At 69.9% G+C, this 12,150-nt stretch carries 11 protein-coding genes; 9 read left to right on the top strand and 2 right to left on the bottom strand.

Translation table 11 applies throughout. From position 1 onward, the window contains the following. Positions 1-251: 251 nt before the first annotated feature. The 3 genes from AC5L36_RS02735 to AC5L36_RS02745 are packed head-to-tail and all read left to right on the top strand — an operon-like array spanning position 252 to position 3,524. On the top strand, positions 252-1,883 hold the full coding sequence (locus AC5L36_RS02735) for an L-aspartate oxidase (protein WP_441220067.1): 1,632 nt from the start codon (positions 252-254) through the stop codon (positions 1,881-1,883). Next, on the top strand, positions 1,880-2,755 hold the full coding sequence (nadC, locus tag AC5L36_RS02740) for a carboxylating nicotinate-nucleotide diphosphorylase (RefSeq protein WP_441220220.1): 876 nt from the start codon (positions 1,880-1,882) through the stop codon (positions 2,753-2,755). Before AC5L36_RS02735 ends, nadC begins: the two co-directional genes overlap by 4 nt. A gap of 10 nt (positions 2,756-2,765) precedes the next feature. Then, complete coding sequence (locus AC5L36_RS02745) at positions 2,766-3,524, top strand: type III pantothenate kinase (RefSeq protein WP_441220068.1); 759 nt, start codon at positions 2,766-2,768, stop codon at positions 3,522-3,524. Here the strand turns inward: AC5L36_RS02745 and AC5L36_RS02750 are convergent. Then, positions 3,506-4,273: a class I SAM-dependent methyltransferase gene (locus AC5L36_RS02750; RefSeq protein ID WP_441220069.1), complete on the bottom strand. Its 768-nt coding sequence runs from the start codon at positions 4,271-4,273 to the stop codon at positions 3,506-3,508. The two genes, AC5L36_RS02745 and AC5L36_RS02750, sit on opposite strands and share 19 nt — an antisense overlap. A gap of 134 nt (positions 4,274-4,407) precedes the next feature. Here AC5L36_RS02750 and lysS point away from each other — a divergent pair, with 134 nt between their 5' ends. From lysS to AC5L36_RS02765, 3 genes are all read left to right on the top strand, one after another. Continuing rightward, on the top strand, positions 4,408-5,862 hold the full coding sequence (gene lysS / locus AC5L36_RS02755; RefSeq protein ID WP_441220221.1) for a lysine--tRNA ligase: 1,455 nt from the start codon (positions 4,408-4,410) through the stop codon (positions 5,860-5,862). Between the two features lie 89 nt (positions 5,863-5,951). Beyond that, positions 5,952-6,302 carry a histone-like nucleoid-structuring protein Lsr2 gene (locus AC5L36_RS02760; RefSeq protein WP_173057610.1) on the top strand — a complete coding sequence of 117 codons (351 nt, stop codon included), beginning with the start codon at positions 5,952-5,954 and terminating at the stop codon, positions 6,300-6,302. Positions 6,303-6,778: 476 nt separating this feature from the next. After that, a complete protein-coding gene (locus AC5L36_RS02765; protein WP_441220070.1) occupies positions 6,779-9,304 on the top strand; it encodes an ATP-dependent Clp protease ATP-binding subunit in 2,526 nt (841 codons plus the stop codon). Positions 9,305-9,349: 45 nt separating this feature from the next. On the opposite strand, the gene AC5L36_RS02770 is transcribed toward AC5L36_RS02765, so the two are convergent. Further along, entirely contained in the window at positions 9,350-10,231 is an 882-nt protein-coding gene (locus AC5L36_RS02770) for an HhH-GPD family protein (protein WP_441220071.1), read from the bottom strand. A gap of 113 nt (positions 10,232-10,344) precedes the next feature. Between AC5L36_RS02770 and AC5L36_RS02775 the strand changes: the two genes are divergently transcribed. Genes AC5L36_RS02775 through AC5L36_RS02785 form a run of 3 tightly spaced genes read left to right on the top strand, consistent with a single transcriptional unit; the run spans position 10,345 to position 12,144 of the window. Beyond that, complete coding sequence (locus tag AC5L36_RS02775; protein WP_441220072.1) at positions 10,345-10,857, top strand: glycine cleavage system transcriptional repressor; 513 nt, start codon at positions 10,345-10,347, stop codon at positions 10,855-10,857. Beyond that, positions 10,854-11,405, top strand: coding sequence for a peptide deformylase (locus tag AC5L36_RS02780; protein ID WP_441220073.1), 552 nt, complete (start codon positions 10,854-10,856; stop codon positions 11,403-11,405). Before AC5L36_RS02775 ends, AC5L36_RS02780 begins: the two co-directional genes overlap by 4 nt. A 52-nt stretch (positions 11,406-11,457) precedes the next feature. Then, the gene (locus AC5L36_RS02785; RefSeq protein ID WP_441220074.1) at positions 11,458-12,144 is read left to right on the top strand and encodes a hypothetical protein; all 687 of its coding nucleotides are present in this window, start codon (positions 11,458-11,460) and stop codon (positions 12,142-12,144) included. Positions 12,145-12,150 lie beyond the last annotated feature (6 nt).

Consider the following 12,150-nt stretch of genomic DNA (forward strand, 5'->3'; position numbering starts at 1 on the left):
TCAAGATTCGAGCTACCGCGGCGTCCGTCGTGGTCGCTCTCCGTTGCTCCCGCGGCCTCACCCGTCCGCCGTTGGTCGCGGCTACCCCTTTGAGTGAGGCCGCGGGAGCAACGGTCCGGACCACCGCGGACGTCGCGGTAGCTCGATTCTTTGGAGCTGAGGCTTTCAAGGTGTGGATCGTGGAGTCGCACTGACTGGTGCTCTGATCACAGTCTGGGCCGTGCGGCGGTGTGCGGTGGTTGACTGGTCGGATGGATGTCGCACTGCCCGTGGTGCCGCGTCGGCTCGGTGCGCCCGAGCCTGGCTGGTACGAGACGACCGACGTCGTGGTGGTCGGGTCTGGCATCGCGGGTCTGACCGCGGCCCTGCACCTGCGCGAGGCCGGCCTCCATGTCACCGTCGTCACCAAGGTCAATATCGATGACGGGTCCACGCGTTGGGCGCAGGGTGGGATCGCCGCCGTGCTCGACCCGCTCGACACTCCCGCCGCCCACGCCGCCGACACGCTCGTCGCGGGCGTCGGGCTGTGCGACCCGGCGGCGGTCGAGGTCCTGGTCGAAGAGGGGCCGCTGCGGGTGCGGGAGCTGATGCGGCTGGGTGCGGAGTTCGACCGCAATCCGGACGGGTCGCTCATGCTCACCCGCGAGGGGGGCCACCGGGCCAACCGCATCGTGCACGCGGGCGGGGACGCGACCGGTGCCGAGGTGCAGCGGGCCCTGCACGCCGCGGTCGGCCGCGACCCGTGGATCCGCCTCGTCGAGCACGCGCTGGTGCTCGACCTGCTGCGCGCGCCGGACGGCCGGGCCTGTGGCATCACCCTGCACGTGCTCGGCGAGGGCAGCGAAGACGGTGTTGGCGCGATCCTCGGCCGGGCGGTCGTGCTGGCCACCGGCGGCATGGGGCAGATCTTCTCGGCGACCACCAATCCCTCCGTCTCCACCGGTGACGGTGTGGCGCTCGCGCTGCGGGCCGGTGCGGCGGTGACCGACGTGGAGTTCGTGCAGTTCCATCCGACGTCGTTCGTGGGCGGTGAGATCCACGAGACCCAGCGCCCGCTGATCTCCGAGGCGCTGCGCGGCGAGGGCGCGTACCTTGTCGACGGCGAGGGCCGGCGCTTCATGGTCGGGCAGCACGAGCTTGCCGAGCTGGCCCCGCGCGACGTGGTGGCGAAGGCCATCCACCGGGTCATGCTCGCCACCGGCGCAGACCACGTCTACCTCGACGCCCGCCATTTGCCGGACGTGCCGCACCGGTTTCCGACCATCACCGCCGCTTGCCTGGCCGCGGGCGTCGACCCGACCACCGATCTCATCCCGGTCGCGCCGGCCGCGCACTACGCCTCCGGCGGCGTCCGCACCGACCTGCGCGGCCGCACCTCCATCCCCGGCCTGTACGCGTGCGGCGAGGTGGCCTGCACCGGCGTGCACGGCGCCAACCGGCTGGCCAGCAACTCGCTGCTGGAAGGGCTTGTGTTCGCCCGCCGGATCGCCGAAGACGTGGCACACGACCTCCCACCGCGGGCCGAGCCGGCGGCGGTGGGTGGCGAGCCGGGCTGGGTGGTAGGCGAAGAGGTACGCGTCCAGCTCCAGGAGGCGATGACTCGGGGCGCCGGCGTGCTTCGGTCGGCCGACTCGCTCGCCACCGCGGCGAAGGAGCTGACCCGCCTGGGTGGCACCCGCGGCACCCCGCGCACCGCCTCGTGGGAGGCGACAAACCTGCTCACCGTGGCGTCCACGCTGGTCGCGGCCGCGTACGCCCGGCAGGAGACGCGCGGCTGCCACTGGCGCGAGGACCACCCGGCGGCCAGCGACGAGTGGCTCGGCCACCTGCTCGGTGGCATCGGGCCGGACGGTGAGGTCACCGAGGCGTGGGAGAAGCTGTGAACGAGTCCACTGTGGAGGCCCTGCGCGCGGCCGGGCTCGATCCCGCCGATGTGGCGCGCGTCGTCCGCACCGCGCTCGACGAAGACCTCGGGCCGGCCCACCTCGACGTGACGAGCGTCGCGACCATCCCCGACGACCAGGTGGACACCGCCGACGTCGTCGCCCGCGCCGACGGCGTGGTCGCCGGCCTGCCGGTCGCGCGTGCGGTGTTCGAGGACGTGGACGCGCGTACCAGATGGGAAAGCCGGACCCGCGACGGCGAGCGGGTGGCGCGCGGCGCGGTGCTGGCCACCGTGACCGGCCCCACCCGCGCCCTGCTCACCGCGGAGCGCACGGCGCTCAACCTGCTCTGCCGCATGTCCGGGGTGGCCACCCACACGCGCGCCTGGGCCGACGTGCTCGCCGGCAGCAAGGCCACCGTGCTGGACACCCGCAAGACCACCCCTGGCCTGCGGGCGCTGGAGAAGTACGCGGTGCGGGCCGGCGGCGGCACGAACAAGCGGATGGGCCTGTACGACGTCGCCATGATCAAGGACAACCACAAGCTGGCGGCGGGTGGGCTGACCGCGGCGTACCGGCGGGTGCGCGAGCTCTTCCCCGACGTCCCGGTGCAGGTCGAGGTCACCACCGTGGCCGAGGCGGTGGAGTCGGTCGAGGCCGGCGCCGACTTCCTGCTCTGCGACAACATGACTCCCGACCTGCTGCGCGAGGTGGTCGCGGCGGTCGGCGACCGGGCCGAGCTGGAGGCCACCGGCGGGCTGACCCTGGAGGTCGCGGCGGAGTACGCGGCGACCGGCGTCGACTACCTCTCGGTGGGTGCCCTCACCCACTCCTCGCCTATCTTGGATATCGCCCTGGACCTGCGCCCGTAAGAGGTAGCGCGTGCTGCTCTGCATAGACATCGGTAACACCAACACGGTGCTCGCCACGTTCGACGGCGACAAGCTGGTCCACTCCTGGCGGATCAAGACCGACGCCCGCTCGACGGCCGACGAGATGGGCCTTATCTACCGCGGGCTGCTCGCCGGAGACGCCGTGGAGATCACGGGCGTGGCGGCCTGCTCGACGGTGCCCGCGGCGCTGCGTTCGCTGCGCATGATGCTGGCCCGCTACTACGGCGACGTGCCCACCGTGATCGTCGAGCCGGGCGTGAAGACCGGCGTGCAGCTGGCGATCGACAACCCGAAGGAGGTCGGCCCGGACCGGGTCGTCAACACCCTTGCGGCGTACACGATCTACGGCGGGCCCTCGATCGTCGTCGACATCGGCACGACCAACACCTTCGACGTGATCAGCGCCCGGGGCGAGTTCCTGGGCGGCGCGTTCACGCCGGGCATCGAGATCTCCTTCGACGCGCTCGCGGCGCGGGCGGCCCAGCTGCGCAAGGTCGAGCCGGCGAAGCCGCGCTCGGTGATCGGCAAAAACACTGTGGAGTGCCTACAGGCGGGTATGTACTTCGGGTACGCCGGCCTGATCGACCACATCATCAACCGGATGTCGGAGGAGCTGGGGCCGCTGCGCGCGGTGATCGCCACCGGCGGGCTGGCGCCGGTCGTGATCGACGAGTGCCGCACGATCACCCACCACGAGCCGATGATCACGCTCATCGGCTTGCGCATGGTCTACGAGCGCAATACCTGAGCCCTGAAGACGATCACGCGGTACGGCACCTCGAAGCTCTCCCGCCCGGCGAGGTCGGGATGGGTGGCGGTGAGCTCGCGCACACCCGCCACGATCTCGGCCTGCCGCTCCGGGGTAGAGGTGAGGAAGTACGACCGGGTCGAGATCATCGCGACGAGGCTCTCCGGCGTACGCGTCTCGTGGTGCGTGAACTCCTTGCGCTCCGTCGGCCCGAACATGTCGCTCAGCTCCAGCTCGACGGTCGGCTCGGGGTCGAAGTTGCCCCGGTTGTCGGGCGTGTCGTGGGTGATCCGGGACAGCTCCGCTATCCACGGCTCGCGGTCGTCGCGATGGTTCCAGATCGCGCCGAAGCGGCCTCCCGGGTGGAGCAGCCGGGCGATCTCCGGGTGGGCGCGCTCCCGGTCGAACCAGTGGTATGCCTGCCCGGCCACCACCGCGTCGGCGCTCGCATCCGGCAGCGGCACCGACTCGGCGAAACCCGCCACCGCGGCCACGCGCTCGCCCTCGCCCTCGCTCGAAGCCGTGAGCTGGGCGCGCATGCCCTCGTCCGGCTCGACTGGCGTGACCTTGTATCCGGCCGCGAGGAGCACCCGGGTCAGCTTGCCCGTGCCGGCGCCCAGGTCGACGACCTCGGCCGGCGGCGGTTTGCCCACCGCCCACCGCACCGCCTCGACGGGGTAGCTGGGTCGGAACCGGTCGTACTCCGCCGCGGCGGCCCCGAACGACAGGGCCTGAGTTTGATCAGCCATCGGTTATCGACGGTACCCAAAGCCCGGTTACGAGTACCCTCGTGGCGAATCCGTTCGCCTTTAATTGAGAAAGCTGTGCCGTGACTGAGTCGACTCCTGCCGCCGCTGACCCCGCCGAGGACCTACCCGAGCAGATGCGGGTGCGCCGGTCCAAGCGGGACCGCATGCTCGCCGACGGGGTGGAGCCGTACCCGCTGGGCTACCCGCGTACTGCCACGCTCGCGCAGATCCGGGAGCGGTACGCCGAGCTGCCCACCGATACGGCCACCGGCGACACGGTGTCCGTGACCGGGCGCGTCATCTTCATCCGCAACAGCGGCAAGCTGTGTTTCGCCACCCTGCGGGACGGCGACGGCACCGAGCTCCAGGCGATGCTCTCGCTCGATCGGGTCGGCACCGAGCGGCTCGAAGATTGGAAGCGCCTCGTCGATCTAGGTGACCTTGTGGGCATCACCGGAGAGGTGATTACGAGCCGCCGGGGTGAACTCTCCGTGCTCGCCGACACGTGGACGATGACGGCCAAGGCGCTCCGCCCGCTCCCCGTGGCGCACCGGCCATTGAGTGAAGAGGCTCGGGTCCGCCAGCGGTACGTCGATTTGATCGTGCGCCCGAAGGCGAGGGAGACGGTCCGCACCCGGGCCACGGTGGTGCGAAGCCTGCGTGACTCGCTTCACTCACGAGACTTCCTCGAGGTCGAGACACCGATGCTTCAGTTGCTGCACGGTGGCGCCGCGGCCCGGCCATTCGTAACTCACAGCAATGCGTTGGATACTGATCTGTATCTGCGAATCGCACCAGAGCTATTCCTGAAGCGCTGTGTGGTTGGTGGGATCGAACGAGTCTTCGAGATCAACCGCAACTTCCGGAATGAGGGAGTTGACTCATCGCACTCTCCCGAGTTTGCGATGCTGGAGGCGTACCAGGCGTACGCCGACTACAACACCATGGCCACGCTGACCCGCGAGTTGGTACAGGAAGCCGCGCGTGCGACCTTTGGGTCCTATGTTGTTACGCATGCGGACGGCGCTGAGTACGACCTTGGCGGTCAGTGGCGCTCCGTCACCCTCTACGGGGTTCTTTCCGAGGCCCTCGGTGAGGAGGTAACGGTCCGTACGGACATGGCCCGGCTGGTTCAGTACGCAGAGAAGCACAATCTGCCCGTGTCGCCCAAGTGGGGGCCGGGCAAACTCGCCGAGGAACTCTTCGAGGAGCTCGTCGTACCAAACCTCGTGCTCCCCACCTTCGTGATGGACTACCCGGAGGAGACGTCGCCGCTGACCCGGGCCCATCGTGACCAGCCCGGCCTCGCCGAGAAGTGGGACCTGTACGCGTTCGGCGTCGAGCTCGCCACCGCCTACTCCGAGCTGGTCGATCCCGTTGAGCAGCGCGAACGGCTGGTGCGACAGGCGCAGTTGGCGGCGAAGGGTGACGACGAGGCGATGCGGTTGGACGAAGACTTCCTCCGGGCCATGGAATACGGGATGCCGCCGTCCGGCGGGATGGGAATGGGAATCGACAGGCTCCTCATGGCGCTCACCGGCCTGGGTATTCGGGAAACCATCCTCTACCCGCTGGTCCGCCCCGAGTAGATTTCTTCGATCCTATTGACGGGTGGAGCGTCTTCCAAGCTATTGTTCTCTTGTTTGCGGGAGGAACCTGCTCGGAAGGATAGCGGCCCGTGGCCAAGCAGATCATTCACAAGTTGGTCGACGACCTCGACGGCGGCGACGCGGACGAGACCGTCAAGTTCTCGCTCGACGGCGTTCAGTACGAGATCGACCTGTCCAAGAAGAACGCCGACAAATTGCGGGAGGCAATCGCCCCATACGCGGCGGCCGGTTCAAAGATCGGGCGCGGCGGTGTCGTGGTCGGTGGGCGTGCCGCGCGTGGTCGTGGTGGAGCAGCGGCCGATCGCGAGCAAAACAAGGCGATCCGCGCTTGGGCGAAGAAGGAAGGCAAGGAGATCTCCGACCGGGGCCGGATCCCGCAGGAGATCGTCGACGAGTACCACGCGAAGGCGGGCCGCTGAGCCTCGCCGTCGCGACCGGACCCGGCAACGGGCCCGTGGCGCAGTGCGCGCCGCGGGCCCGCCCGCATCTGCGGGGTGGCTCCCCGCGGGCAGCCCCACGGGCCTCCAGCGAATTCGGCCGGAATTCGCCGGAGGCCCGTGGCGTTGCCTACCCGGTACGGGTCGCATCTGTCGCCGGACCGTGACCCGTCGATCCCACCCCCGTTGTCCACAGGTGGACACTGTTGTCCACAGGCTGTGGATGACCGCATGGGTGAGCTGTGGATTTCGCTCTCCGCGTAGCGGTCGGGTCGGGGAAACAGCGCTCCAGGGCGCACAGTTGGGGAAAAGGTCGCGGACGTGGGCCAGTCCGGCACGCACGGCACAAGCAGAGTCGGTCCGCGGCGATAGAGTATTGACACGGGCGCTCCGACGGGGCGTCCCCGGCGCTGGCCCCGCCAAGATCATGGCGCACGGCACGTGAGGAGCACGAGGGCATGTTCGAGCGGTTCACCGACCGAGCGCGACGGGTTGTCGTCCTGGCTCAGGAAGAAGCCCGGATGCTCAACCACAACTACATCGGCACGGAGCACATCCTGCTGGGTCTCATCCACGAGGGTGAGGGCGTCGCGGCCAAGGCTCTGGAGAGCCTCGGCATCTCCCTGGAGGGCGTCCGCCAGCAGGTGGAAGAGATCATCGGCCAGGGTCAGCAGGCGCCGAGCGGGCACATCCCGTTCACGCCGCGGGCCAAGAAGGTCCTTGAGCTCTCGCTGCGTGAGGCGTTGCAGCTCGGTCACAACTACATCGGCACGGAGCACATCCTGCTCGGGCTGATCCGGGAAGGTGAGGGCGTCGCCGCCCAGGTGCTGGTCAAGCTCGGCGCCGACCTCAACCGGGTGCGCCAGCAGGTGATCCAGCTCCTGTCCGGCTACCAGGGCAAGGAGCCGGCCGCGGCCGGCGCCGCCGCGGGCGAGGCCGCCCCGTCGACCTCCCTGGTGCTGGACCAGTTCGGTCGCAACCTGACCCAGGCGGCCCGCGAGGGCAAGCTCGACCCGGTCATCGGGCGCGAGAAGGAGATCGAGCGGGTGATGCAGGTGCTCTCCCGCCGCACCAAGAACAACCCGGTCCTGATCGGCGAGCCCGGCGTGGGCAAAACCGCCGTCGTGGAGGGCCTGTCCCAGCGGATCATCAAGGGCGAGGTGCCCGAGACGCTCAAGGACAAGCAGCTCTACACGCTGGACCTCGGTGCGCTGGTCGCCGGCTCCCGCTACCGCGGTGACTTCGAGGAGCGCCTCAAGAAGGTGCTCAAGGAGATCCGCACCCGGGGCGACATCATCCTCTTCATCGACGAGATCCACACTCTGGTCGGCGCCGGCGCCGCCGAGGGCGCGATCGACGCGGCGAGCATCCTCAAGCCGATGCTGGCCCGCGGCGAGCTCCAGACCATCGGCGCGACGACGCTTGACGAATATCGCAAGCACCTCGAAAAGGACGCGGCGCTCGAGCGGCGCTTCCAGCCGATCCAGGTTGGTGAGCCCTCGCTGGCGCACACCATCGAGATCCTCAAGGGTTTGCGTGATCGCTACGAGGCCCACCACCGAGTCTCGATCACGGACGCCGCGCTGGTGGCGGCCGCGACGCTCGCCGACCGCTACATCTCCGACCGGTTCCTGCCGGACAAGGCGATCGACCTCATCGACGAGGCCGGTGCCCGCATGCGCATCCGCCGGATGACCGCGCCGCCAGACCTGCGTGACTTCGACGAGCGGATCGCCCAGGTGCGCCGCGACAAGGAGTCCGCGATCGACGCGCAGGACTTCGAGCGGGCCGCCCAGCTGCGTGACAAGGAAAAGCAGCTGCTCGGTCAGAAGGCGCAGCGGGAGAAGGAGTGGAAGGCCGGCGACCTCGACGTCGTGTCCGAGGTCGACGACGAGCAGATCGCCGAGGTGCTGGCCAACTGGACCGGCATCCCGGTGTACAAGCTGACCGAGGAGGAGACTTCCCGGCTGCTGCGGATGGAAGACGAGCTGCACAAGCGGGTCGTCGGTCAGGAAGACGCGGTCAAGGCGGTTTCCAAGGCCATCCGGCGTACCCGGGCCGGGTTGAAGGACCCGAAGCGGCCTTCGGGCTCGTTCATCTTCGCCGGTCCGTCCGGTGTGGGTAAGACCGAGCTGTCCAAGGCGCTGGCGGAGTTCCTGTTCGGCAGCGAAGACGCGTTGATCCAGCTGGACATGTCCGAGTTCCACGACCGGTACACGGTGTCCCGGCTGGTGGGTGCGCCTCCCGGTTACGTCGGTTACGACGAGGGTGGTCAGCTGACCGAGAAGGTGCGCCGGCGGCCGTTCTCGGTGGTGCTGTTCGACGAGATCGAGAAGGCTCACCCGGATGTGTTCAACACGCTGCTCCAGATCCTGGAAGATGGTCGGTTGACCGACGGTCAGGGCCGCATCGTCGACTTCAAGAACACGGTGATCATCCTGACCACCAACCTGGGCACCCGCGACGTGGCCAAGGCCGTCTCGCTGGGCTTCCAGGCATCCGAAGACTCGGAGTCCAACTACGAGCGGATGAAGCAGAAGGTCAACGACGAGCTCAAGCAGCACTTCCGGCCGGAGTTCCTCAACCGGATCGACGACACGATCGTGTTCCACCAGCTGAAGGAGGACGAGATCCTCGAGATCGTGGACATCATGATCGCCCGGATCGAGACCCAGCTGCGCAACAAGGACATGAGCATGGAGTTGACCGACAACGCCAAGCGGTACCTGGCGAAGAAGGGCTTCGACCCGGTGCTTGGTGCTCGGCCGCTGCGTCGCACGATCCAGCGGGACATCGAGGACAACCTCTCCGAGCGGATTCTGTTCAACGAGCTCAAGCCGGGCCAGATCGTGGTCGTCGACTGCGAGGGCGACCCGGCCGACGTCGACAAGTCCAAGCTCGTGTTCCGCGGTGCGGACAAGCCGGTCGAGGTGCCCGACGCGGTGCCCGCCGACCTCGGCAGCGCCGCTGAGGCAGCTGAGTAAAGACAGGTTCGAAAAGGGGCGGTTCCGAGAGGGGCCGCCCCTTTGCTATGCCTCGCCGGCCAGCGCGTAGCGGCCCTCGCCGGCCGTCGACACAAGGCCGTCGTCGAGCAGGCTCCGCAGTGCGCGGTCACGCTGCACCGCGTCCGCCCAGACCAGGTCCAGCCGCTCCGCTGGCACCGGCCCGTGCGCCTCGCGCAGCACGGCCAGCAACAGCCCGCGAACCTGGCGGTCCGTGCCCGCGTACTGCTGCGGCCGGCGAGTCGGACCGGTCGGCGCCGGCCGGCCCTCCGCCCGCCAGCCGCACAGCTCCACCACCGGGCAGTCCGTACAGCGTGGCGCCCGCGCGGTGCACACCACGGCACCGATCTCCATGAACGCCGCGCTCGCCCGCGCCGCCCGGCCCGGCTCGACCGGCAGGAGCGCCTCGGTGTCGGCCAGGTCGGCGGGCGTGGTGCTGGGGCCGGCGTCCGGCTTGCCGCGGCTGGCCCGGGCCACGAACCGCCGCACGTTGGTGTCCACCACCGGCTGCCGCTGCCCGTACGCGAACGCCGCCACGGCCCGCGCGGTGTACGCCCCCACGCCCGGCAGCGCGAGCAGCGCGTCGAGATCGGCGGGCACCTGGCCACCGTGCCGCGCCACGATCGCCAGCGCGCACTCGTGCAGCCGCATCGCCCGGCGGGGGTAGCCGAGCCGTCCCCACATCCGGATCGCCTCGGCGGGTGTGTCGGCCGCGAGCGCCGCCGGCTCGGGCCAGCGCGCCAGCCACGCGTGGTACGCCGGCAGTACCCGCGCCACCGGCGTCTGCTGGAGCATGATCTCGCTGACGAGCACGGCCCAGGCGGTGGTGCCCGGCGCGCGCCACGGCAGGTCGCGGGCGTTGGCGTCAAACCACTCGATGGCCGCGTCGGCCAGGTCGGTCTCAGGCATTCCACTCCCAAGGCGGGTGCTCGTCGCGTCGCGGGCCCGCGACGCGACGAGCACCACCAGCAAACAGCGGGTCGATCCTGCCACGACCGGTCACATGGGGCAGACTCCCACCCGTGAACGAGCTTGCGATCACCGTGATCGGCCAGGACCGTCCGGGCATCGTCGCGGACGTCTCCGAGGCCCTCGCCCGGCTCGGCGCCAACCTGACCGACTCGACGATGACTCGCCTGCGCGGCCACTTCACGTGGACGCTGGTGTGCAGCGGTCCCGGTGCCGCCGAGGTCGAGGCCGCGCTCGGCCCACTCGCCGCCGACGGCCGGCTGCTCGCGACGGTACGGGAGGTCGGCAGCGAGGTCGAGGCGGCCGCCGCGGGCGAGCCCTACCTGATGAGCGTGCACGGTGCCGACCGGCTCGGCATCGTCGCGGCCGTGACCCGCGTGCTCGCCGAGGCCGGCGCCAACATCACCGACCTCACCACCCGGCTGACCGGCCCGCTCTACGTGCTCGTCGCCGAAGTGGACCTCCCGGCCGGCACGGCCGACCGGGTCGCCAAGCGGCTGGCCGAGGTCGCCGCCGGGATGGACGTCGAGGTCACGCTCCGCCCCACGGAGACGGATGTCCTGTGACAGGTCCGTTCCACGGCTGGACTCCGGACGCGCTCGGCGACCCGGGCGAGGTGCTGCCGGTGGTGACCGCACCCGACGCGGTGCTGAGCCGGCCCGGCCCCGAGGTCGACCCCAGCGACCCGAAGGTTGTGCGCCTCGCCGCCGACCTGATGGCCACGATGCGTGTCTCGCCCGGTTGCGTGGGCCTGGCCGCGCCGCAGGTAGGCGTCTCCGCGCAGGTCTTCGTGGTCGACGTCACCGGTCATCCGAAGGCGGCCACGGTGCACGGCGCGTTCGCCCTCTGCAACGCCAAGGTGGTCGAGGCGAGCCGCTGGCGACCAGGCCGTGAGGGCTGCATGTCGGTGCCCGACCTGACCGGCGACGTGAAGCGCGCCGCGCGGGTGGTGGTGGAGGCCGCGCTCCCGGGCACGGGCGCGCAGGTGCGGCTCACCACCGACGCGTTCGAGGCACGGGCGCTACAGCACGAGATCGACCACTGCGCCGGCCGCCTCTTTCTCGACCGCGTCGCCGGCGCCCACGCGATCCACCAACGCAAGGTTTACCTGTAGGGCGGCGCGTCGCCAGGATCCTCGCGGTCCACCCCTATACCGTGAGGGCATCATGAGACTGACGGTTGGTCCCCTTCCTTCCGCCGTCTATTGGCGGCGTCGCGCCATTGTGCTCGGTGCCCTGTTCATCGTCCTCTTGGTGCTCTTCACCACGTGCCGTGGCGGTGGCGGCTCCGGGGCGGCCAAGACCAGCGCCACCAGCACCCCGACCGTCAAGACCAGCGAGGCACCGGCCGCACCGGACACCGAGCAGTCGGCCACGCCGCCGCCGAGCCAGGCGCCCACCACCGGCGCGCCGGTCGCGCCGCCCGCAGCCACGACCGGCGCACCCGCCCAGCCACCTGCGGGCGGCTGCACCGACGCCGAGATCAAGGTCACGGCGGCGCCGAGCCTCACCAACGCGCCCGCCGGCCAGACCATCGTGATCAAGCTGCGGATCAAAAATGAGTCCAACCGCCAGTGCGACCGCGACGTCGGCCCGGACGAGCAGGAGATCTACATCAAGAAGGGCGCGCAGGTCATCTGGTCGTCCGACCGGTGCAGCACCTTCCGCGGCTCGGAGATAAAGCCCTTCCCGCCCGACCACGAGATGGCGTTTCAGGCCACCTGGAACGGTCGCCAGAGCACCGGCTGCCAAAACGGCGCGGCCACCGGCAAAGCCCCCGACCCTGGCGAATACCAGGTCTTCGGCCGGCTGGGCACCGACCTCAGCACCCCGGTCAAGCTCACGCTCACATAGCAGAGC

The sequence above is a fragment of the Phytohabitans sp. LZ39 genome (assembly GCF_059359075.1).